22 protein-coding genes are annotated in these 22,825 nt (G+C 62.6%); 4 read left to right on the top strand and 18 right to left on the bottom strand.

Annotated elements, in window-relative coordinates; genetic code table 11:
- Positions 1 to 85 precede the first annotated feature (85 nt).
- Positions 86 to 904 (top strand): 2,3,4,5-tetrahydropyridine-2,6-dicarboxylate N-succinyltransferase, encoded by an 819-nt coding sequence (gene dapD / locus EKO19_RS22140; protein ID WP_129778677.1) that lies wholly within the window; start codon positions 86 to 88, stop codon positions 902 to 904.
- A 3-nt stretch (positions 905 to 907) separates the two neighbouring features.
- Here the strand turns inward: dapD and EKO19_RS22135 are convergent, their stop codons facing one another.
- The 3 genes from EKO19_RS22135 to EKO19_RS22125 form a co-directional block, all read right to left on the bottom strand.
- On the bottom strand, positions 908 to 2,518 hold the full coding sequence (locus tag EKO19_RS22135; protein ID WP_129778676.1) for a M20/M25/M40 family metallo-hydrolase: 1,611 nt from the start codon (positions 2,516 to 2,518) through the stop codon (positions 908 to 910).
- A gap of 230 nt (positions 2,519 to 2,748) precedes the next feature.
- The gene (locus EKO19_RS22130) at positions 2,749 to 3,492 is read right to left on the bottom strand and encodes a siderophore-interacting protein (protein WP_129778675.1); all 744 of its coding nucleotides are present in this window, start codon (positions 3,490 to 3,492) and stop codon (positions 2,749 to 2,751) included.
- Entirely contained in the window at positions 3,492 to 4,184 is a 693-nt protein-coding gene (locus EKO19_RS22125; RefSeq protein ID WP_129778674.1) for an O-methyltransferase, read from the bottom strand. The genes EKO19_RS22130 and EKO19_RS22125 overlap by 1 nt, the downstream gene beginning before the upstream one ends.
- A gap of 113 nt (positions 4,185 to 4,297) precedes the next feature.
- On the opposite strand from EKO19_RS22125, the gene EKO19_RS22120 reads away from it, so the two are divergent.
- Positions 4,298 to 5,110, top strand: coding sequence for an AraC family transcriptional regulator (locus tag EKO19_RS22120; protein WP_129778673.1), 813 nt, complete (start codon positions 4,298 to 4,300; stop codon positions 5,108 to 5,110).
- Positions 5,111 to 5,118: 8 nt separating this feature from the next.
- Here EKO19_RS22120 and EKO19_RS22115 read toward each other — a convergent pair whose 3' ends face one another.
- From EKO19_RS22115 to EKO19_RS22085, 7 genes are all read right to left on the bottom strand, one after another.
- Positions 5,119 to 5,415, bottom strand: a complete 297-nt coding sequence (locus EKO19_RS22115; RefSeq protein ID WP_129778672.1) for a helix-turn-helix domain-containing protein — start codon at positions 5,413 to 5,415, stop codon at positions 5,119 to 5,121.
- Complete coding sequence (locus EKO19_RS22110; RefSeq protein WP_129778671.1) at positions 5,412 to 5,822, bottom strand: type II toxin-antitoxin system RelE/ParE family toxin; 411 nt, start codon at positions 5,820 to 5,822, stop codon at positions 5,412 to 5,414. Before EKO19_RS22110 ends, EKO19_RS22115 begins: the two co-directional genes overlap by 4 nt.
- A gap of 434 nt (positions 5,823 to 6,256) precedes the next feature.
- The gene (phoU, locus tag EKO19_RS22105; RefSeq protein WP_157995393.1) at positions 6,257 to 6,982 is read right to left on the bottom strand and encodes a phosphate signaling complex protein PhoU; all 726 of its coding nucleotides are present in this window, start codon (positions 6,980 to 6,982) and stop codon (positions 6,257 to 6,259) included.
- A gap of 12 nt (positions 6,983 to 6,994) precedes the next feature.
- Positions 6,995 to 7,900 (bottom strand): phosphate ABC transporter ATP-binding protein PstB, encoded by a 906-nt coding sequence (pstB, locus tag EKO19_RS22100; protein ID WP_129778669.1) that lies wholly within the window; start codon positions 7,898 to 7,900, stop codon positions 6,995 to 6,997.
- A 3-nt stretch (positions 7,901 to 7,903) separates the two neighbouring features.
- A complete protein-coding gene (gene pstA / locus EKO19_RS22095) occupies positions 7,904 to 8,851 on the bottom strand; it encodes a phosphate ABC transporter permease PstA (protein WP_129778668.1) in 948 nt (315 codons plus the stop codon).
- Positions 8,851 to 9,786 (bottom strand): phosphate ABC transporter permease subunit PstC, encoded by a 936-nt coding sequence (gene pstC / locus EKO19_RS22090; RefSeq protein WP_129778667.1) that lies wholly within the window; start codon positions 9,784 to 9,786, stop codon positions 8,851 to 8,853. The genes pstA and pstC overlap by 1 nt, the downstream gene beginning before the upstream one ends.
- A 133-nt stretch (positions 9,787 to 9,919) precedes the next feature.
- Positions 9,920 to 10,924: a PstS family phosphate ABC transporter substrate-binding protein gene (locus EKO19_RS22085; protein ID WP_129778666.1), complete on the bottom strand. Its 1,005-nt coding sequence runs from the start codon at positions 10,922 to 10,924 to the stop codon at positions 9,920 to 9,922.
- Positions 10,925 to 11,188: 264 nt separating this feature from the next.
- Here EKO19_RS22085 and dapE point away from each other — a divergent pair, with 264 nt between their 5' ends.
- Complete coding sequence (gene dapE / locus EKO19_RS22080) at positions 11,189 to 12,334, top strand: succinyl-diaminopimelate desuccinylase (protein ID WP_129778665.1); 1,146 nt, start codon at positions 11,189 to 11,191, stop codon at positions 12,332 to 12,334.
- Here the strand turns inward: dapE and EKO19_RS22075 are convergent.
- From EKO19_RS22075 to EKO19_RS22040, 8 genes are all read right to left on the bottom strand, one after another.
- A complete protein-coding gene (locus EKO19_RS22075; protein WP_129778664.1) occupies positions 12,323 to 12,841 on the bottom strand; it encodes a disulfide bond formation protein B in 519 nt (172 codons plus the stop codon). The two genes, dapE and EKO19_RS22075, sit on opposite strands and share 12 nt — an antisense overlap.
- A gap of 3 nt (positions 12,842 to 12,844) precedes the next feature.
- Positions 12,845 to 13,591 (bottom strand): phosphate signaling complex protein PhoU, encoded by a 747-nt coding sequence (phoU, locus tag EKO19_RS22070; protein ID WP_129778663.1) that lies wholly within the window; start codon positions 13,589 to 13,591, stop codon positions 12,845 to 12,847.
- A 102-nt stretch (positions 13,592 to 13,693) separates the two neighbouring features.
- Positions 13,694 to 15,049, bottom strand: coding sequence for a putative porin (locus EKO19_RS22065; RefSeq protein ID WP_175597156.1), 1,356 nt, complete (start codon positions 15,047 to 15,049; stop codon positions 13,694 to 13,696).
- A 276-nt stretch (positions 15,050 to 15,325) separates the two neighbouring features.
- Positions 15,326 to 16,660: a phosphate regulon sensor histidine kinase PhoR gene (gene phoR / locus EKO19_RS22060; RefSeq protein ID WP_129778661.1), complete on the bottom strand. Its 1,335-nt coding sequence runs from the start codon at positions 16,658 to 16,660 to the stop codon at positions 15,326 to 15,328.
- A 3-nt stretch (positions 16,661 to 16,663) separates the two neighbouring features.
- Positions 16,664 to 17,359, bottom strand: coding sequence for a phosphate regulon transcriptional regulator PhoB (gene phoB, locus EKO19_RS22055; protein WP_116811317.1), 696 nt, complete (start codon positions 17,357 to 17,359; stop codon positions 16,664 to 16,666).
- 257 nt (positions 17,360 to 17,616) lie between these two features.
- Positions 17,617 to 18,288: a tRNA (adenosine(37)-N6)-threonylcarbamoyltransferase complex dimerization subunit type 1 TsaB gene (gene tsaB / locus EKO19_RS22050; RefSeq protein WP_129778660.1), complete on the bottom strand. Its 672-nt coding sequence runs from the start codon at positions 18,286 to 18,288 to the stop codon at positions 17,617 to 17,619.
- A 15-nt stretch (positions 18,289 to 18,303) separates the two neighbouring features.
- On the bottom strand, positions 18,304 to 20,301 hold the full coding sequence (locus EKO19_RS22045) for an ATP-dependent DNA helicase (protein ID WP_129778659.1): 1,998 nt from the start codon (positions 20,299 to 20,301) through the stop codon (positions 18,304 to 18,306).
- The gene (locus EKO19_RS22040; protein WP_157995392.1) at positions 20,301 to 20,717 is read right to left on the bottom strand and encodes a DUF11 domain-containing protein; all 417 of its coding nucleotides are present in this window, start codon (positions 20,715 to 20,717) and stop codon (positions 20,301 to 20,303) included. Before EKO19_RS22040 ends, EKO19_RS22045 begins: the two co-directional genes overlap by 1 nt.
- Positions 20,718 to 20,936: 219 nt before the next feature.
- On the opposite strand from EKO19_RS22040, the gene EKO19_RS22035 reads away from it, so the two are divergent.
- The gene (locus EKO19_RS22035; protein ID WP_129778657.1) at positions 20,937 to 22,697 is read left to right on the top strand and encodes a phosphoenolpyruvate carboxykinase (GTP); all 1,761 of its coding nucleotides are present in this window, start codon (positions 20,937 to 20,939) and stop codon (positions 22,695 to 22,697) included.
- Positions 22,698 to 22,825: the final 128 nt, after the last annotated feature.

Here is a 22,825-nt window from a genome sequence, read left to right as displayed (position 1 = left end):
AGGGCCTCTTAAACTCTGGTCGTGGACTCAAACGCACCCCTGACTTTAGTCAGTGGTGGAACTTCAATTCGGCTACAATTCGGCCATGACAGAGCTAGCCAATATCATCAACGACGCTTTCGAGCGTCGCTCCGAATTCAATCCCAAGAACGCCCCCACCGACGTCCGCGGCGCCGTCGAACAAGCCTTGAGCCTGCTCGATGCCGGCAAGGTCCGGGTCGCCGAGAAACGCGATGGCAAGTGGGTGGTGAATCAGTGGCTGAAAAAAGCCGTACTGTTGTCGTTCCGGCTTTATGACAATCGCCCGATGGAAGCCGGCTTCACCCAGTTCTTCGACAAGGTGCCGCTGAAGTATTCCGATTACGACGAAGCGCGCTTCCGCGCCGAAGGCGTCCGCGTCGTGCCGCATGCCATCGTGCGCCGTGGCGCGTTCGTGGCGCCGAATTCCATTCTGATGCCCTCCTACGTGAACGTCGGCGCTTACGTCGGCGAAGGCACGATGGTGGACACCTGGGCGACGGTCGGTTCGTGCGCACAGGTCGGCAAGAACGTGCACCTGTCCGGCGGCGCCGGCATCGGCGGCGTGCTCGAACCGCTGCAGGCCAACCCGACCATCATCGAAGACAACTGCTTCATCGGCGCCCGCTCCGAAATCGTCGAGGGCGTGATCGTCGAGGAAGGCGCGGTGATCTCGATGGGCGTGTTCATCGGCGCCAGCACCAAGATTTACGATCGCGAGCGCGACGAAGTGACCTACGGCCGAGTGCCCGCGGGCGCCGTCGTCGTCGCCGGCTCGCTGCCTTCCGCCAGCGGCAAGTGCAGCCTCTACTGCGCCGTGATCGTGAAGCGCGTCGATGCGCAGACGCGCTCCAAAGTCAGCTTGAACGAGCTGCTGCGCGACTGACCATCAACGTTGGTACTTCGTCACCAGCAGGCTGTAGACAGTCTCGGCGCCGGTGACGAAGTTGCCCATGCGCATGTTCTCGTCGAACGTATGCTGATTGTTGTCGGCATTCACGGTCGGCACCAGCAGGAACGGCAGTCCGAGGGCATCGACCAGTACGTCGGTCGGCACCGTTCCTCCCATCATCCTGATTCTCACCGGCTCCACCTTCGGCGTCGGTGCGGTCGATGATTTCAATGCAGTCATCGCCCATCGCCCCACCGGCGCATCCATCGGCACGCGTGCCGCAGCCTCGACACTGCCGAGCTTGAACATCGCCAGCTTGTCGTAACTCGCGCGCTCTTCTTTGGTCGGGGCAGCGTCGACCAGGTGATAGCCCTGCTTTTCGACGTGACGCTTCAACAGCTCGAACAACCGACGACCCTCGGTTTCTGGCGTCGTGCGGATGTCTATTTCCGCGATCGCCTCACTGGGCACGATGTTCGCCGCCTTCGCGCCCACCGAGGCCGACGCCATGCCCCGCACGTTGAGTGAGGGATACTGAAGCGCTTCCTGATACGTCGCGCCGACGCGCTCCGGCTTCGCGATGCCGGCTCGCTTCAGCAAGGCCGTTTCGTCGTCGCCCGTGGCTTTGAGCACCTGCTTGTCGGCATCGGTCAAATTGATGCCATCGTAGTAACCTTCCACGAGGACGCGACCGTCATCATCCTTCATCGAGGCGAGCAACGTCGCCAGCCTCATGGCCGGATTCGGCACATAGTTTCCAAAGTGCCCGCTGTGTAGCGGCGCTGCCGGGCCGAATACAGTCAACGTCGCTTGCGTGATGCCGCGATTGCCGAAGACCAGCGTCGGCTTGCCGGTGCCGTGCACCGGACCGTCCAGCACGATCAGCGCGTCCGCGTTGAACAGCTCGCGATTGGCTTTGACGGTTTCGCCCAGGCTCGGCGAGCCAATCTCCTCTTCCGAATCGAGCAGCACTTTCACGTTGACCGCCGGTGCCTTCCTCTGCGCCTGCAACACGTCGATCGCCGTCAACAACATGACGATGGGCGCCTTGTCGTCGGATGCCGATCTTGCGAACACTCGCAGTTCAGGATCGAGTGGCTTGGCAAGCAATCGGTCGCGCGGAACTTCCTTCCATGCGCCCTGCTCGTCTCGCTGCTTCACGACCGGCTCGAACGGATCTTTCTGCGCCCACTGCTCTTTCACGATGGGCTGACCGTCGAAGTGGGCGTAGAACAGGATCGTCGGCGCGTTGGCCTTCGCGCCGTTCAACTCGGCCAGCAGCATCGGACGCCTGGCGGAGTTTTCGAGCCGATGCGTCTTGAAGTTGCGCTTCTGGAAACTCTTCTCGAGGAACTCGACATTCCGCACGATGTCGCCAGGCTCGGCCGCTACGTTGGGCAGGCTGAGCAGATCGAAATATTCGGTGAAGTTCTGCTGCGCGGCGGTTGTAATCGCAGTCGACTGCGAGCCTGCGAGTGCAGCGCCGGCCTGTAAGATCAGCGCACCGGCGGCCACTGCAATGGCCAGCACCCGCCTCGATCGCGCGGTGCCACCGGCTTGAATGATCGAACCACCGGCGGTTGCCGTGACTGCTGTTGCGTTAACCATCAATGCGACCCCGCTTGCCATTCCACTGCACATACATCAAGCATTCTTCGCTCTCGCAGCTGTCGACGTGCGGCAGATCGACGCATCATACGATGTAACGCGCCAGAGGAACCATCGAGAATCGATGATGGTTGCCACGCGACAGGGCGTGAAAAATGACTGCGTAGCGCGTGCGTCGCGCAGTTATTTCACAACACGCCGATGCTTCTGGCATTTCATTGGCAAGTTCGTCAGTCCATGCCGGTCTTGCCGGGCGCCCAATGAACCTTGGTCGCGATCAGATTCGACGCCACGCCCAGCCGCTTCAAGTCTCGATGCAATTGCTGGACGGTCGCAGCCTTGCCCGTCAGCACGAACGACATGCCCGCGCGGACGAGCTCGGGTAGCACGCCTGCCATTTGCGCAAGGTGGGAACCGTCCTCGTGCCGCTCAAACACGGTTGCATTCGATACATCGAGCGCACGATTCATTCGTTCCACGGTGGCTGCATCGTTCACCTCGTAAAAACAGGAGGTCGATCCCGTGCGATTTTGCCGTGCGAACGCCAGCCCCAGCCCGATCGAGGTCTCGTCGCCGAACATGGCAATGTTTCCGGTCAGCCGACGCGTATCCAGCGACGTGCGCGGCCCGAACAGATCGCAGTCATCGCCGATGTTGATATCGCGCAGCCACACGCTTCCCGGCCCTTCGCCGTGCCCATAGCCGAGGATGCGGGTGCGCCCGACCGTCGCATCCCAATCGATCGGCGTGAACGTTCTCGCCACGAACGCCGATCCCATTGCAATCTGAATCTTCTGTCCCGGCGCCCAAGCGACCCCTCGTAGCGCGGCTCCCTCCAGCGTGACGAGGCGAAAACCATCGGCGACGTCATCGATCGCCGTGACGACCGCACGCTTCATGAAGACGCTCAGCAGTGCCTTGCTCAAACGACTCGGCGCCTTCGCCATGCCGGCACTTGAATTCGCAGCGCTCATTACAGAACCCTGACCGCGAACTCGTTGCCGCGTCCGTCGTTGATTGGCAGTGCCTGCGCGATATAGCCGTTCGCCGGATCGCGGACATAGCCGAGATAGTCGGCGGCAAAGGCATTCTCGGCCAGGATCACGGCGCCCGGCCTCAAGTGCGGCTCGAGCAGCTTCAACACCGGCAGGTACAGCGACCAGGCGCCATCGATCAGCGCGAGATCGACCTCGCCGCCGACGGCCTGCAACGTCTGAAGCGCGTCGCCTTCGCGGATGTCCACCAAATCGCTCAAGCCGGCGGCCTCCAGGTGCGAACGAGCTCGCGCCGCCTTGGATGGCTCCAGCTCCGAGCCGATGAGCTGCCCGCCGCCGTTGTCGCGGATCGCGGCGGCGAGATAGAGCGTCGATATTCCCATGGACGTGCCGAACTCGACGATCCGCGTCGCCTTGGACGCTCGCGCGACCGCATAGAGAAACCGGCCATAGTCGGGACTGACCGAGAGGAAGTGTTCGGCGTAGCCCCGATAGACCCGTCGATAGTCGGCCCGCTCCTCGGCAATCACCTCCGCCATCTGCTCGGTCGCGCCGTCCGACGCTTCCAGCCGCGTCAGCATCTCTTGGATCAACGGACCATCGGTGACCTCCGCGTCTCGGTGGAGCCGCTTCAATAGCTGGCCGACGCACTCGGTGTTCAGTGTGTTCATGCTTTCCCTTCGGTTGGGTCGATGGGAAAAAGCATATCGTGGCGCGCCGCTGGCGCCATTACGAAGGCCGGTCAGGTTATTATCCATTTCAGCCAATCATCCGATGATCGACCATGCCGCTGTTGACCGACCAGTCCGCCGAGACCGATTGGGTCGAACCGGACGATGTGCCGCGTTTGGTCGTAACCTATGGCTTCGCGTCCGAGACGTTCGGCGAGTTCGAGCTCGAGCCCCATCACCATAAGAAAAGCCAGATCCTGCTCGTCCAGCGGGGCGCGCTGAGTTGCGAAGTGGAAGGCGGACTTTGGGTCGTGCCCCCGCGCAGCGCCTTATGGATCCCCGGCGGGATGCAACACGCGATCAAGATGACCGGCGCGCTCGAAGGCTATGGCGCCTTCGTCGCGCCGGAGGCCGATCCCCGCCTGCCCACCACCTGTCGCGCCATCTCGGTCACACCCTTGCTACGTGAGATCTTATTTAGAACCGCCGCCCTGCCGCTCCTCTATGAAGAAGACGGCCCCAACTCGCGCATGCTCGCGGTGTTGCTCGACGAGCTCGCCGCAGCCACTGTGGAAGACCTGCATTTGCCGATGCCGTCTGATCCTCGCCTGCGACGAATCGTCGACCTCATGATGCAGTCTCCTGCCAATCGCGGAACCCTCGATACCTGGGCCCGCAAAGCCGGCATGAGCACGCGGACTTTGGGAAGAACGATCAGCCATGAGACCGGCATGAGCTTCGGTCGTTGGCGTCAACAACTCGCCGTTGTACTCGCTGTCAGGTTGCTCGCCGGCGGCGCTTCAATCCAGCAAGTTGCCTCGGACCTCGGTTACGAGAGCGTGCCCAGCTTCGTGACCATGTTTCGGAAGGCGCTTGGTGTGTCACCGGGGCGATATATGGCAGAGCGGTACGGAAGTAACGATTGATCTTCCGCTCAAGCGACTCGCAACGCCCTTACTACTGCTTTGGGCTCGCGCTCGATGATTTTTAGTAACGTCCTCGCCGCGCCGGTAGGAACACGCTGCCCCTGCTCCCATTTGCGCAGCGTCGAGGCACTGACGCCAAAAGCATCTGCAAACTGATCCTGCGAAAGTCCGAGTACCTTGCGAGCCTTCTGAATCTCCTCGGGGCGAATCCCGCCCTTGGTCACCCGGCTACGAGTGCGCTTGCCCTGAGCATGTGCCAGCGCCTGCGCCATGGACTGAACCAGTTCATCACCCAGCTTGCTCATTTATGTTTTCTCGCACTCTTGATTGCCGCGGCGAATGACGCAACCGACTTTCGCTGATCGGGCGTCAAGTCAGCCCGCTCGTTCTTGCCATAAATCAGTAACGCGTAGATCGGCATCTCACGATCATAGAAGTAATAGATCACGCGAACACCGCCGGACTTACCTTTCCCCTTCGCCGCGAATCTGACTTTCCGGACCCCGCCGGTGCCCACGATTTCATCACCGGCCAATGGCTGCGTGGCCAACTCAGTGATTAATAGATCGTGCTCCTCCTGACTCAGGAGTTTCTCGGCACGACGAATGAACAGCGGCGTCTCAACAACCGTTTGCGGCGACAAACCATAACCCAATGGGTTATAGTCGTCAACCGAGCCACCGCCACCCCTCGATAAAGCACTTTTTCCCATGCGCTCATCGTGGCAGCCGATTCTCGCCGTCTAACATCAATTAACTGGGCCATCGGCTAGAAATTCAGCGAACACGCACAGGGTTGTGTGGTGGGCTTGCGTGGGTGCTCAGGGACGACCTACCCAGACGCTGGATGACTCATCCAACTCGGCCGAGAAGATGGTGCTGCGATCGTGCAGCAGGTATGCGTGTCGCTCCTCATATCCCATCGCCCCTCGGAGGTGCTGCCTCGTCCGCTGCGCCGTCGGGTGCGACGTCACATTTAAGGTGGATCAGTTGATCAGGAAGGTGTAGCTGGAACCCACGCCACAATCCGTTGCAGCGTCAAGCAGGTAGAGAGATCGATTGGAATGGGCCCATCCCCGCGCATGCCAGCGAGGAGCACATCAAGCGGACTGACACGGACAGTCCCGGAATCACGATGGGGGCGAGCCTACTTCTCCGGCGTCCCAGCTTCCACCGTTTTCTTCTTATGCCGCACGTCCTCGCCGCTGGAGACGAACAGCACCTGCTCGGCGATGTTCTTGGCGTGATCGCCGATGCGTTCCAATCCCTTGAGCGCGAACACGGTATCGATGGTAGCACCGAGGAAGCGTGCGTCCTGCATGGCCAGCGTCATGATCTGGCGAAGCGCGGCGGCGAATTCGTCGTCGAGCTCGGAATCGCGAGCGCGTACTGCGCGCGCCATCTCCTCATTCGATTCGTCCAGCGAGCGAACCGCGTCGCGGAGCATGCTGGTGGTGAGCTCCGCCATGTGCCGCAGAAAACGGGCGACGGCGAGCACCGGACCTTGCGGTTCACCGGTGGCCACGCGGGCCGCGAACTTCGCGATCTTTTTGGCTTCATCGCCGGCGCGCTCCAGCTCGACGATGATGCGTGAAGCGGCCTTGACCATGCGCAGATCGCCAGCCACGGGCTGATGAAGCGCGATCAGGCGAAATGCCTCGCGATCGACGGAGCGCTCCATTTCGTTGATGCGCGCCTCCCGGGACCGCACCAGCTCCGCGAGGCCAGCGTCGCCATCGAGCAGCGCGCGTACCGCGGAGGACACCTGATCGATGACCAGCCCGCCCATGCTCACGATCTGCAGGCGCAGGTCGGAGAGCGCGGCATCGAATGCCTTGGCGGTATGGCCTTCCACCGGATCGGACCCGCCCATGTTCATCGTCGGTCAGCCATAACGGCCGGTGATGTAGTCTTCGGTCGCCTTCTTGCTCGGGTTCGTGAAGATCTTGGCGGCCTCGTCGAACTCGATCAGCTCACCCAGATACATGAAGGCGGTGTAATCGGAGACGCGCGCGGCCTGTTGCATGTTGTGAGTCACGATCAGCACCGTGACCTGGTCGCGCAGCGTCGAGATCAGCTCTTCGATCTTCGCCGTGGCGATCGGATCGAGCGCCGAAGTCGGCTCGTCGAACAACAGAATTTCCGGCGTGGTCGCCAATGCGCGGGCGATACACAAACGCTGCATCTGACCGCCGGACAATGCCAGCGCCGAGTCCTGCAAACGATCCTTCACTTCATCCCACAACGCCGCGCCGCGCAGCGCCTTCTCCACTTCCTCGGCAAGCGTGGCGCGATTGCGCACGCCGCGCAGGCGCAAGCCATAGGCGACGTTTTCGAAAATGGTCTTGGGGAACGGGTTCGGCTTCTGGAACACCATGCCGATGCGCATGCGCACTTCGATCGGGTCGATGCCCGGACCGATCAGGTTGATGTTGTCCGGATGCAGCGTGATGCTGCCTTCGTAACGCGTGTCCGGCTGCAGGTCGTGCATGCGGTTGAAACAACGCAGGAACGTGCTCTTGCCGCAGCCCGACGGACCGATCAACGCCGTGACCTGCTTGTCCGCGATCGGGATCGACAGGTTCTTCAGCGCACGGTTCTGGCCGTAGTAGAAGTTCACATTGTCCACCTGCGCCTTGACGCTGGTGATCGCTTTCGTCTGACGAGTATCGTCCACGGCGATGTTCAATCGAGGCGCGGCAGCTCCCGCCGGCGGCTGCCCCGGGCGTGCAGATTCTTCGTTACGCAAAATGCTCTCCGGGGTGCCCCGTGTGCTCGTGGTCTCGATCATAGGTCACCAATTGATCTTTTTACGGAAGCGATAGCGAATCCAGATCGCCACCGCGTTCATGAGCAAGGTCATGCCGAGCAGGATGGCGCCGGCCGCCGCCGCGTTCGCCTGGAACGCCTGGTCGGGACGCGACACCCAGTTGAACATCTGGATAGGCATCGCGGTGAATGGATCGTTCAACCACTTGAATGAGATGAACGGAAATTCGCTGGTGATCGGCGAGGACGGCAGGAACGCGATGAAGCTCAGCGCGCCGATGGTGATGATGGGCGCCGTCTCGCCGATGGCGCGCGACAGGCCGAGGATCATGCCGGTCAGAATGCCGCCCGTGGAATACGGCAGCACGTGATCCTTCGTCACTTCCCAGCGCGTGGCGCCCAGACCGTACGCCGCTTCGCGAATCGACTTGGGCACGGCGCGGATCGACTCACGCGTGGCGACGATGACGATGGGCAGAATCAGCAGCGCGAGTGTCAAGCCGGCGGCGGCGATGCTCTGCCCCAGGCCGAACTGATACACGAACAAGCCCAGTGCCAGCAGGCCGTAGACGATGGACGGCACGCCGGCCAGGTTTGTGACATTGATTTCGATGACCGCCGTGAACCAGTTCTTCGGCGCGTATTCTTCGAGGTAGATCGCCGCGGCCACACCGACCGGCACCGCGCAGAACGCGGTTACCAGCATGATCAGCGAGGTGCCGACCCAGGCCCCGAGAATGCCCGCCCGTTCGGCGCGACGTGACGGGAAGTTGGTGAAGAAGTCCCAACCGAAACGCTCCGAACCGTCCAGCACCAGGTTCATGAACAGGATGGCCAGGATGCCCAGACAGGCGAACATCAGCACCAGGCCGACGATCACGAACACCTGATCGAGCAGCTTTCGCCGCGTCAGACCGGTGCGGATCGAGTCCGGGTTCAGATAGTCCGGAACGGCATTGGGAAGAGTGGCCATTAGTACGCCTCGCGGAACTTACGAGTCAGCGAGAAGCCGATCACGTTGAAGATCAGCGTGATCAGCATCAGCACCAAGCCGGCAGCGAAAATACTTTGATATCCGATACTGCCGTGAGGCAGATCGCCCAAGCTGACTTGCACGATGTACGCGGTGATGGTCGCCGCCTGTTCGCGCGGATCGAAAGTGAAGTTCGGCTGCATACCGGCGGCGATCGCGACCACCATCGTCTCACCGACGGCGCGCGAGATACCGAGGATGAAAGCGGCCGCGAGACCGGAGAACGCACCCGGCACCACGACGCGCAGCGCCGTCTGCAGGCGCGTCGCGCCCATCGCATACGAGCCTTCGCGCATGTAACGCGGCACCGAACGCATCGCGTCTTCGCTGACCGACGCGACATAAGGCACGATCATCAGACCGATCACCAGACCGGCGCTCAGCATGTTGAAGCCGGGCAGCTCGGGGAAGATGAGTTGTAACAACGGCGTGACCGCCGTCAGCGCGAAGTAGCCGTACACCACGGTCGGCACCGCGCCCAGCAATTCGAGAATGGGTTTGACAGTTTCGCGCAGCCGGTGCGACGCGAACTCGCTCAGATAAATCGCAATGATGGTGCCCACCGGCACCGCCACGATCAGCGCCACCATGGTGGTGGTCAGCGTGCCCGCGACCAGCGGCAGAATGCCGTAGTGCGCGTCCGCGAACAGCGGCGTCCACATGGTGTCGGTGAGGAAGTCCTTCAGCGAGACGTGTTCGAAGAACGCCGAGGATTCCGTCAACAGGATCACGACGATGGCAATGGTCGTGAACACCGCGACCAGACCGGCCGCGAGCAGGAACGTTTCGATGATGCGGTCCCGGATCTTGCGATAGCGCAATCCGCTGCGCAAAACCAGATCGCTGGACTTTGTGGTCGCTGCCGTGGAAGCCATAAATACCCGCTACTTCGCGACCCTGTCGCGAAAGGGCGTCCATTGTAGTGTCATGGACGCCGCGATCCCAGATGTTGTGTCAGTCGGGGCGGGACTCCCGGTTGAGGGGGAGTCCCGCCCGCCGAGCTGCTTATTAGAGCTTGCCTTCGCGGGCCAGCAGCGCGTCGATGGTCACGCCGACTTCCGGCACGCCGCCAAACACGGTGCCCAGCTTCTTATCGGCGAAGTGCTTCAAGGTCAGCTGGTAGGCGCTGGCCGGCAGCGGCACATAGCCCACTTCCTGAGCCAGCTTGGCGCCATCGGTCAGGTAGAACTTGATGAACTCCTGCACTTCGGCGCGGGCAGCGGCCGTGTCACGCACGTAGATGAAGAGCGGACGCGACAGCGGGTTGTAGCTGCCGTCGATCACGGCCTCGACGCTCGGACCCACTTCCTTGCCCTTCGGGTTCACGATCGGCACCGCGCGCATCTTGTCCTTGTGCGCGATGTAGTACGCATAACCGAAGTAGCCGATGGCGTTCTTGTTGTTCTCGACGCCCTGCACGAGCACGTTGTCGTCTTCGCTCGCGGTGTAGTCGCCGCGGCTGGCCTTCGCCTTGCCGTTCACGGCCTCGGTGAAGTAGTCGAACGTGCCGGAATCGGCGCCAGGGCCGAACAGCATCAGCGGCTGAGCCGGCCAGTCGGAACGCACTTGATTCCACTTGGTCACGCGACCCTGCGCGCTCGGCTCCCACATCTTCTTCAGGTCGGCCGGCGTGAGCGTCTTGACCCAGGTGTTCTGCGGATTGACCACGACGGTCAGCGCGTCGAACGCCACGGGCAGTTCCATGTACTTGATGCCGGCAGCCGCGCAGACTTCCATCTCTTCCTTCAGGATGGGGCGCGAGGCGTTGGAGATGTCGGTCTCGCCACGGCAGAAGCGCTTGAAGCCGCCACCCGTGCCGGCGATGCCGACGGTGACGCGGACCTTGCCCTTCTTGCTGATCTGGAATTCTTCGGCGACCGCCTCGGCGATCGGGAACACGGTGCTGGAGCCGTCGATCTTGATGACGCTCTGCGCGTGTGCGAACTGCGGCGCGGCCACGGCCGCGAAGCTCGTCAGGAGCACCGACGCGCCCAACTTGTGCCACAACTTCATTGACTTGAACCTCGTTATTGGAGTGAGGATTGCAGGGACTGGTTAGCTAGCTGGCGGCGAGTGTGACGGCGTTCGATGACAGTCGTATTACAGGTTCCGAGCTTCGTGGGAGCCCTCGTCATGAAGGCGTAACACGCGCCTGCGCCGGGCAATTATTCGCTGCTGGCGTAACAACTTAGCGACACCCCTTGCGAGCCGGGGCAACCCTGGATATAAGTCCGCGCCCAGCTGTCCCATTGGTTCCCTGCCGAGGAGTTCACGCCCTTGCCGACGCACGCCGACGACCCTTCCCTGCTTCTGACCCAGGACCTCATCCGTCGTCCCTCGGTCAGCCCCGAGGATCAGGGTTGCCTGCAGCTGATCGGGCAGCGGCTGGAGGCCATCGGCTTCCGGGTCGAGCGCATGCCGTTCGGGCCGGTCGAGAACATCTGGGCACTGCACGGCACCGAGCGGCCGGTGCTCTGCTTCGCCGGACACACCGACGTCGTTCCGACGGGCCCCCGCGAGGAATGGCACACCGACCCGTTCGAGCCGGTCGTCCGCGACGGCATCCTCTACGGCCGCGGCGCCGCCGACATGAAGAGCGGGCTCGCCGCCATGGTGGTCGCGACCGAGCGCTTCATTGCCAAGCACCCCAACCACAAGGGCACCCTCGCCTACCTGCTGACCAGCGACGAGGAAGGCCCCTCGGTCGACGGCACCCGCCGGGTCATGGAAGTGCTCGAGGCGCGCAATGAAAAGATCGACTACTGCGTGGTCGGCGAGCCGAGCAGCACCGAGAAGCTCGGCGACATGATCAAGATCGGCCGGCGCGGCTCGCTGTCCGGCAAGCTGACCGTGCACGGCGTGCAGGGCCACGTCGCCTATCCGCACCTCGCGGACAACCCGGTGCACGCCGTCGCCCCCGCCCTGGCCGAGCTCGCCGCCCGCGTCTGGGACAAGGGCAATGAATTCTTCCAGCCGACGACCTTCCAGATCTCGAATATCAGCGCCGGCACCGGCGCACCGAACGTGATCCCGGGCGAGTTCCGGGGCCGCTTCAACATCCGTTTCTCCACCGAGCAGACGGTCGAGAAGCTGCAGTCGACCATCACCGAGATCCTGAACCGCCACAAAGTGAACTACACGCTGGAATGGTTCGTGTCCGGCCTGCCCTTCTTCACCGCGCCGGGCGCATTGTCGAAGGCAGCGGTGCAGGCGATTCAGGAAACGGTGAATCGCACGCCGGAGCTGTCGACCACGGGCGGCACTTCAGATGGCCGCTTCATCGCACCGACCGGCGCGCAGGTCGTCGAGCTCGGCGTGCCCAACGCCACCATTCACAAGGTGAACGAGAACGTGCGGGTGGACGACATCGTCACGCTCACCGCGATGTATGAGCGTGTGATGGAGCTGATGCTAGCGAAATAGTCTGGGTTGTCTGGGCCGTGCGACGATATTGACCAGCACGGCCCACGCCCCGAGCCCGAGCAGCGAGATCAATACCCACCAGGGCATCGACAGGCCGAGCAGGGTCCAATCGATCTTGCCGCACTCGCCGGAGCCGAACAGGACTTTGTTGATCACGTCCGTGACCGGCATGATCTCCAGCAGATAGTTCAGATCCGCGCCGCACGCGGCCACCGTGCCCGGCGGCTGGGCCTGAATCCAGATGTGACGCGCGGCAATGCCGATGCCCACCAGCGTCGCCAGGTCGATCAATATTCCGTACGCGAACGCGCCCTTCCGGCCCGACGGATTGTGAAGCGCGGCGATCAGAAACAGGATGCCGACCGAAATCACCGCGACGCGCTGAAAAATACATAGCGGACACGGCTCCAGACCGAGCACGTGCTGGGCGTACAGCGCGTACCCCATCAGAGCCGCACAAGCGATGAAACCCAGCGCGTTACCGACGCGACGATTGATCGTGAGCATGAATTAGCGGGGCAGCGGGTCCTGCGGCCGCTGCGCGCGCGACTGCAGATGCTTTTCGACGTCTTCCATGGAGAGGTGGCGAATGTCCTTGCCGTGAACCATGTAGACCACGTATTCGCAAACGTTCTTGGCGTGGTCGCCGATGCGCTCGAGCGCGCGCGCCACCCACAGCACGTCCAGCGCCCGGCGAATGGTGCGCGGGTCTTCCATCATGAACGTGATGCACTGGCGCTGGATGGCGTCGAACTCCTCATCCACCAGGCGATCCTTTTTCGCGATGGCCACGGCGCCTTCCGGATCCAGGCGCGCGAACGCGTCGAGCGCTTCATGCACCATGTCGGCGACCAGACGGCCGAGGTGCTTGATTTCGCGATACCGGTCCGCCGGCCGCTCCACCGCCGCCAGGCGCGAGCCGATGTAGCCGATTTTTTCAGCTTCGTCGCCGATGCGCTCCAGGTCGGTGATGGTCTTGATGACCGCGACGATCAGGCGCAGGTCGGACGCCGCGGGGGCGCGGGTTGCGAGAATGCGGCTGCAATCGTCGTCGATGGCCACTTCCATGGCGTTCACTTTCTGATCGCCGCGCGCCACCTGCTCGCCCAGGCGGCTGTCGCCCTGGACCAGCGCCGTGACCGCCTGCTTGAGCTGCTCCTCGACGAAGCCGCCCATCTGCAGCACGTTGGTACGCACACGCTCCAGATCGTCGTTGTAGCGACTCAGGATGTGATGAGAGAGATCGGACTTTTCCATGACATCACCTTTGAGATCGTTGGCTGTATAACCCGCAGACTACAAAAAGGAAAGGGCGGAGAGCGACGCACGCCCCCCGCCCCGTTTCAGGCAGCTGTCAAATCAGAACTTGACGTTGAAATCGAGCTGCAGACGATCGTAATCGACGTCCGTCTGAAGGGCGCCGTTGGCCACCTCGGCGTTACGCTTGTTCAAGAAGTAGGTCGCGTTGAGCGTCCAGTTCTTGACCGGCGTATAGGCGCCGCGGAACACGAAGCCTTCGTTGTCGGAGAAGCCGCCGGCGAAGTCCGAGTCGATCAGCTGCGCGAACAGCGCATCCTTCTCGACCTTCTGGTAGGCGACGCCCGCTTCCCAAGTCTTGTTGTTCGACGCCTTGCCGAACAGGAAGCCGGCGCCCCAGGCGCGATTCTCGTCCGACGGGTCCTGGTTCTCAGCGGCTTCCGCCCACACCGTGAACGGCAGCGCGCCGAACATGGTGCTGAACTCGGCACCGAGACTGATGACTTCGTAGTCATACACCAGCACGCCCGGCGCAGCACCGGTGACGGTGTTGTTGTTCGCGCTGTTGTTATAGAACGGCGCACGACCCACAGCCGCGCTCAGATCATAATAATGAGCTTCGAGCATCAGGCTGCTCGCGCCCATCGGCATGCGCACACCGAACTGCGCACCGTGCAGCATCGTGTCCGCGGTGCGCGTGTTCTCGGCGCCCGAAATTTCGGTGAGCCAGTAGTTGTACGCGGTACCGAAGAACATGCCGCTCTGGAAACCCAGCGCCAGGCCTTCCGGCGTGATGTCGTTGTCCCAGAACAGGCTCTGGCCGGGCTTGACGAACGGCTGCTTCATCTTGCCGCCGATCAGATTGCCCCAGCGGGCGAACTTCCAATCGAAGTACGCCAGATCCAGATCGAACGCCTTCTTGCTGAACACGCCGGTCAGGCTCTGGTTGCCCGAGCGCGGATCGCTGTTCTCGGTGGTCGTCATGCCGATGCCGACGGTGAGGTTGTCGGTCGCCTTCGCGGTGACGGCCAGACGGGCGCGAATGCGGTCGCGATAACGATCGGCGGTCGGTACACCGGTGGGCGAGCTCAAGGTATCGTCGCTGATGTACTCGTAGCGGTAACGCATGTCGCCAGTGACCGTGACCTTGCCGGCCCAATCGGTGCCCTTGGTCTTGGCCACTTCGACCGCCTGCTGCGCGCTTTCCTTACGCAGGCCACGCGCTTCGCTCTTCAAGTACTCGTCGTTCGCCTGCAGCTTCTCATCCGAGGCCTTGAGACTTTCGTTTTCCTGCTTGAGCTCGGTGTTCTCCTGCTCGAGCTTGTCGACGCGTTTCATGAGCCCTTCGAGCTGCTCACGAATCTGCGCGACGTCGTTATTCGGGCTCGCGGCGAAAGCGCCCATCGGCACCGAGGACAGTGCAGTCGCGACGGCGGCTGCGAGGACGATGTTCTTCACGGGGGGTGTCTCCGTTTGTTTCATAACCTGACCAGACAATCTGCTCAAAACTTCCCGCGCTGCTGCGCGTGTCGGACAGGCGTTATACGGCGGAGTTATTACAACAATGTTTCAATGCTCGGATCGTTTGACGTTGATTGAACGTTGTGCAAATGCTGCAGCCACGATTCCGTACGGGCAGCACCGCAGGAAATAGATGTTGCGCGCGTGTTTGTGACATGCGAGTGACGGGTCACCCGCATGACAGGGATGTGACAAACTGCGCGAGCGGATGAATCAGGCGGTGGCGAGAACGCCGGTGCTGCGTGGAATCACGCGAGCGCGAGGGAAGTGACACGTGAAGGTGCTGCCGACGCCTTCCTTGCTTTGGATCTGCAGCGTCCCCTCGTGCCGCTGCAAAGCATGTTTGACGATGGCCAGACCCAGCCCCGAGCCGCCCATGCTGCGGGCCCGCCCCGGATCGACTCGATAGAAACGTTCAGTCAGCCGCGGAATATGTTCTTCGGCGATGCCGACGCCGGTATCGCGCACCGCCAGATGCGCCCCCGTGTCGTCGACCCACCAACGCAGCTCGATCTCGCCTTCCGCGGGCGTGTACTTGACCGCGTTGGTGATCAGATTCGAAGCGATCGAATGCAACTCGGACTCGACGCCCTTCAACAGCGCGTCGCTGTCCAGTTGCAGACGCACGTTGCGTGGACGCTCGTCGAGCGCCATCACTTCCTTGCGCAACAGCGCCAGCATGCCGGCCATGTCGACCGGTTGCTCTTCCTGCGTATGCTCGCCGGACTCGAGCTTCGAGAGCTCCAGCAGATCCTTGATGATGGTCCGCATGCGCTCGGCCTGGCGGCGCATCTCCAGCACCGGGCTGCTCCAGGCCGGATCCAGATTGTCGTCGTCGGCGAGCGCGTCGAGATAGCCGCTGATGACGGTGAGCGGCGAGCGCAGCTCGTGCGAGGCGTTGGCGACGAAGTCTTTGCGCATCGACTGCAGCTGCTGTTCCTGACTCACGTCGCGAACCATCAGTAGCTGCCGCTCGGCGGTGCCGGTGCGCACGATGTTGAAGGCCAGCCAGCGATCGGTCTCCAGATCCTGCACGATCGCGCCTTCGCTGGGATGACCGGTCTTCAGGTAATCGATGAAGGTCGGATGGCGCACCAGGTTCTCGATGCGAATGCCGACATCGCGCTTGCGCCGCAGCTGCAGCCAATCACCGGCGCGACCGTTGAACCACAGAATTTCGTGATCGGGGCCGAGCAGCACCGCACCCTCGGGCATCGCGCTGGTGAGACGACGGAACTCACGCAGCAGGCCCGTGACGCGGGCCCGATGAAACTGCTTGCGCCGGTAAATGCGACTGACGATGGTCACCAGCTCTCCCCAAACGCCACTCATGTCGGGCGGCGTTTCGACCCGGCGGTGACGCAGCCAGTACTCCACGCGCAGGGCATTTCTGACCTGCGAGATCGAATAGATTCCCAGGGTGATCGCCAGCGCCAGCGCCACCCGGCCGGCGATGAGGCCGATCACCACGGCGAGCGCCAGCGCGAGACCGAGCCGGGACACGGATTGCCAGCCGGACGGCGAAAAGGCGCTGAGGATTTTCTTCAACGGCTACTCCGCGCGCGTTGAGAAACGATATCCCGAGCCTCGCACGGTCTGAATGAAACGATCGTAGTTGAAGGCTTCGAGCGCCTTGCGCAAGCGACGGATGTGCACATCGACCGTTCGTTCTTCCACATAAACGTTGCCTCCCCAGACGCGATCGAGGAGTTGAGCGCGACTGTACACCCGCTCCGCATGCGTCATGAAGAAGGACAGCAACCTATACTCGGTGGGTCCGAGCTGCACGGTGCGATCGCCTACGGTAACGCGATGACCGGCCGCGTCCAGCACCAGTCCTTCGGCTTCGATCAGCTCCTCGCCACTGCCGTTGGTCGACCTGCGCAAAACGGCATTGATACGAGCCAGCAGCTCGCGAGGCGAAAAGGGTTTGGTGACGTAGTCGTCGGCGCCGCTGTCCAGGCCCATGACTTTGTCCTGCTCCTCGGCGCGGGCGGTCAGCATGATCACCGGCACTTCCTGGGTTTCCTTGTCGCGCTTCAGAGCGCGGGTCAACTCCAGGCCGCTCATGTCCGGCAACATCCAGTCGATCAGCACCAGATCGGGACGCTGGTCGGCAATGCTGGCCCGGGCGGCGCTCACATCCGCCGCTTCCCTGACTTCGAAACCGCTACGTCGCAATCCGAAGGCAATCATCTCGCGGATGGGCCGCTCATCCTCGACGATCAGAATCTGCTTGGTAGCCATGAGGTAAGCGATGTGGCCTTAATTCAATGACATGGGTGACGCCACACATTACAGCAACGAAGTATGACAGTCGCATGACGAGCCCCGGGGAAATTGCTCCCAAGATGACAAAGTCGCGACGCGGGCAGGAATTACGCGGGAAAACCCACCCGTTGCCCGCTCCCGTGCGCGGGAGGGGAGCGTTATTTTCATTCTTCTGGTGCGGAGAGCTCGGAGCACAGGCTTTGTTACAGCTTCTTTACAGCCGGCGCTGTTGCTCAGGCACTTTTGACGTGGGCGACCTGATCGCGGACGTAGACGGGCTCGGCCTCGCTCGCGGGCTTGGCCCGCCCGGCGCGAAACTCCGCTTCGGCCAGCAGTGCGATGTCGCTGGCCTTGGGCAACGCCTCTTCGTGAACGACACGAGTGCCGCTTGCCAATCTTGCGCGCAGCGAGGCGTACGCTTTGAAGCCCGTACCGGCCAGGACCGTGAAATCCCCGTCGGTGACTGCATCCGGTGCATCGACGCGCTCCGGCGCGAGCGCTGTAACCAGCTCCGCTCCTGAATCGCGAGCGAAGCTCGACCAGTACACCTGGTTCATGCGGGCATCCATGCACACCAGAATTCGATCTCCCGGCCCCGCGACTTGCTGAGCAACGGCCGCGAGATTCGAGATACCGACGGTCTGCAGCCCGGCGCCGAACGCCAGCCCCTGAACGACGCCGACGCCGATGCGGACTCCGGTGAACGCGCCCGGCCCCCGGCCGTAAGCGATGCCGTCGAGGTCCGCCAATCGTACGCCCGCCTCCTTCAACACCGCCTCGACCATGGGCAGCACCAGATCCGCGGCCCCACGCGGCTGCTCACTGACGCGCTCGATCACCTGGCCGTCGAGGCGCAAGGCGACGGAGCAACGTTCAGTGGCGGTGTCGACGGCAAGCAGGCGCATGGTCCTCTCCAATTATCATGGCCAGTCAATCGCGGTGGAGGGATTCATCGCCTCGGGATCCGGAGCGAGCCCGATGGCGCTCAACCTCTCATATAAGAACTGCTGAACATCGACCAGATTCTGGGTGCGAGGCATGGTCGGCAGGCTGTCCAGGAAAATGCGCCCATAACCCTTGGTCCGCAGGCGCTCGTCACACAGCATGATGACGCCGAAGTCGTTCGGATCGCGCATCAGCCGGCCGACGCCCTGCTTCAAGGTGATCACAGCCTGCGGGATTTGCTCTTCGAAGAACGCATTGCCGCCGCGACGCTCGATGGCGTCGAGGCGAGCCTTGAGCACCGGATCGTCGGGCGCGGCGAATGGCAGCTTGTCGATGATCACCACCGACAACGCCGCACCCTTCACGTCGACGCCCTCCCAGAAACTGCTCGTTCCGAGCAGCACCGCGTTGCCCCGCTCACGGAACCGCGTCAACAACACTTCGCGAGGCGCATCGCCTTGGACCAGCACGGGGAACGGCAACGCCGGCCCCAAGCGCGCCAACAACAAGTCGGCGGCTTCGCGAAGCGCCCGATGACTCGTGAACAGCATGAACGCGCGACCGCCACTCGCTCGCAGTACCGGCAACGCTGCGTCGACCACACTCACCGTATGGCGCGGCGACGAGGGCGGCGGCAATGACTTCGGCAGATACAACAGAGTCTGCGACTCGTAATCGAACGGACTGCCATAACGCGCGGTCCGCGCATCACGCATTCCAATTCGTTGCATGAAGTGATCGAAGCTTTCACCGATCGCGAGCGTCGCCGACGTGCACACCCACGCGGCCGCGTTTGCCTGCACGAGGTCACCGAGTTGCTCGGCCACGTCGAGCGGCACCAAATGAAATGACACGCCCTGCCCCGAGCTCTGCGCCCAGCGCACGCTCGGCACCGCGGCCTTGCCTTCCTCTTCAATCAACTCGCCCAGCCGACTCGACACTTCCGAAGCGCGCCGACGCAGGTTCGCGAGCCCGGTGTTGTCTTTCGAAGCTTCGGTCAGCGACTGAATCAGATCGTCCAGCGAGCTGCGCAGGTTGGCGAGCGCTTCGATGGTAAGTGCCGGCCAATCCTTGTATTCACAACGCTCGCGCTGACTGCGCAGCGAATCCTGCAGATCGACGAGTTGCCGATCGATGGTTTGCGAGAATGCCGCCGACACCGCCTGCTGAGGCCCGGCGAGCAGCAACTCACTGGCGAGATCGCGTGCCAGCGCTTGCATCTGACGGCTCGACACGGTGAAGCCCAGGAAGTTCGCGGCCACCTCCGGCAACTGATGCGCCTCATCGATGACGATGGCGTCCGCGCCGGGCAGCAGATCGCCGAAGCCCTCTTCCTTGAGCACCAGATCCGCCATCAGCAAGTGATGATTCACGACGACGATGTCCGCGCCCTGCGCGTTACGTCTCGCGTTGACCACGTGGCAACGATCGAACGACGGACAATCCGGGCCGAGACAGTTGTCGCGAGTGGATGTGACCCACGGCCACACCGGATCCGATTCGCTCAATTGCGCGAGCTCGGAGATATCGCCCTCTTTGGTGACGTTCGACCAGGCCCGCACTTTGGATAGCGCGACGGCAACTTCACGCCGCAGACCACGCGACACAGCCTGCTGCTCGGCCATCTCGAGCCGATGCTGACAAAGATAGTTCGCGCGACCCTTCAATAGAGCGACACGCGATGGCCGGCCGATCGCGGCCGACACCGTCGGCAAGTCGCGATGAAACAGCTGATCCTGCAGATTGCGTGTGCCGGTGGAAACGATCACACGCCGGCCCGAGAGCAAAGCCGGCACCAGATACGCGAACGTCTTGCCCGTGCCGGTGCCCGCCTCGACGATCAGCCGCCCCTTGGAGCGCAGCGCCTGCCACACCTGCTCGGCCATCGCGATCTGCTCATCGCGCGTGGCAAAGCCCGGAATCGCCTCCGCCAGCGGTCCCTCGGCGCCAAAGATTTCCTCGAAGTCTTGCATCAGCGAAAGGTAGCTCTAAAGCGGGCCAGCGCGGTGGCTCCGGGGGCCAGCGGGTTGCGCAGGCTCCATCGAATATGAGTGTAGCGCTCGGGTGGCGCGCGGGTGCCGTCGGACTGCTTCAAGGTTTCGGGACGCGAGAAGGTCTGACCGCCATCGATCGAGAACTCGATGTCCGCGCCCGGCCCGGCCGCCGAGCCCGGGACATAGGACGTGTTGGCGGGAATCAACTGACTGACCTGGACCTTATTGGCGAACACCGGCGTTGGGTTGGTAATTCGAACTGTGTAGTAGACAACCTGGCCCTGCGACAGCTGGGTCGCTGGCACCATGCGAAAGGTCGGGCGCTCCGCGGCCGCGACGCTTTCCCGCACCTCCGCGACCAGCTCCGTGCGCAACTCAACCGGCTCTGTCGCCATGGCAAGACTGACGAACGTTGTCAGCCACACAATTACTAAAACTAGGGATTTCATCAAGATACGTTGGATTCTGGCATCGATTCCGCAGCTCGGGACGTCGTTATGCAGCAACGCCGCGTCAAGGAACTCGACAAGCCATGCAGCGCGAAAGGCGCTGGGTATAATCACCACCACTAATACATCTATGAGTTTTCATGAAACCGCGAGGTTGTCGCCCTAATGTCCACGTCTAATGCATCGCTCAAACGCTGGGTGGAGGAAGTCGCCCGCCTGACCCAGCCAGCATCGATCCACTGGTGTAACGGCTCCGACGCCGAGAACGCCGCACTGATCGAAGCGATGCTCGAGAGCGGCGATCTTATCAAGCTCAATCAGGACACCCATCCCAATTGTTATCTGCACCGCTCGAACCCTTCGGACGTGGCGCGGGTCGAGCACCTGACGTTCGTCTGCACGCGTAACAAGGAAGACGCCGGCCCGAACAATCACTGGATGGAGCCCGCCGAGGCCCATCGCAAGATCGACGATCTGTTCGCCGGCGCGATGAAGGGCCGGACCATGTACGTGGTCCCGTACTGCATGGGTCCCATCGACTCGCCGTTCGCCCGTTGCGGCGTCGAGATCACCGATAGCCCGTATGTCGTCGTCAACATGCGACTGATGACCCGCATGGGCGACGCGGCGCTCAAGCGCATCGAGCGCGAAGACACGTATGTGAAGGGCCTGCACTCGATCGGCGATCTGAATCCCGACCGCCGTTTCATCATGCACTTCCCCGAAGAGCTCACCATCAAGAGCGTCGGCTCGGGTTACGGCGGCAACGCCCTGCTCGGCAAGAAGTGTCACGCGCTGCGCATCGCCAGCTACCAGGCTCGCGAAGAAGGCTGGCTGGCCGAGCACATGCTCCTCATGGGCCTGCAGAGCCCCGAAGGCAAGACGCATTACATCGCCGCGGCCTTCCCGTCCGCGTGCGGCAAGACTAATCTCGCCATGCTGGTTCCGCCCGCTTCCATGCCGGGCTGGAAGATCTGGACGCTGGGCGACGACATCAGCTGGCTGCACGTCGATGCCGAGGGTCAGTTGCGCGCGATCAATCCTGAATCGGGTTACTTCGGTGTCGTGCCGGGCACGAACCGCAAGACCAACCGTAACGCCTTCGACATGATCCAGCGCGACACCATCTTCACCAATGTCGCGGTGACCGAAGACAACCAGCCCTGGTGGGAAGGTCTCGAGACCGGCAAGCCGGCGCTGGATTGGCAGGGCAAGCCGTACACCGGCAACGGCCCGGCCGCTCACCCGAACTCACGTTTCACCGTGTCGGCGAAACAGAATCCGATCTACTCCACGCTCGCGGATGCGCCGGAAGGCGTGCCGATTTCCGCGATCCTGTTCGGCGGCCGTCGTCGCGAAGTCGCGCCGCTGGTTTATGAAGCGCGCGACTGGGCGCATGGCGTGCTGGTCGGCGCGGGCATGGCGTCCGAAACGACCGCCGCGGCCGTGGGCCAGATGGGCGTCGTACGCCGTGACTCGATGGCGATGAAGCCGTTCGCCGGCTACAACTTCGCTGACTATTGGAGCCACTGGCTGAAACTGGGCAACGCCAAGAACGCCAGCAAGCTGCCGAAGGTGTTCCACGTCAACTGGTTCCGTCAGGACCGCAACGGCAAGTTCATGTGGCCGGGCTTCGGCGAGAACCTGCGCGTGCTGCGTTGGATCGCCGATCGTTGCGAAGGCAAGGCCGAGGCGCTCGAGACCCCGATCGGTTTCGTGCCGCGCAAGCAGGACCTCGATGTCAGCGGCCTGGGCATGGACGCGTCCACGCTCGAGACCCTGCTGTCCATCGACCCCGCCGCGTGGCGCCAGGAAGTCGATGCGATCGGTAAGTACCTCGATGAATATGGCAGCCGCGTGCCGAGTCAGCTGCGCGAAGAACTGAAGGGCGTGGCCAAGCGCCTCGAAGCCGCCAACGCGGCCTGATACCCGCCAAATAAAAGCGGCGGTGCCTAACGGTACCGCCGCTTTTTTATGCCACCTGCGCGCCGCTCCGCCGCGACGCTTGAACTACCTGAGCGTCACTCCATACCGGCGCGACACTTGAACGACCT

The organism is Peristeroidobacter soli (assembly GCF_004138485.1).
Lineage (GTDB): Bacteria > Pseudomonadota > Gammaproteobacteria > Steroidobacterales > Steroidobacteraceae > Steroidobacter > Steroidobacter soli.
Note: the sequence above shows the minus strand (reverse complement) of the source record. Positions and strands in the feature narration are given on the sequence as shown.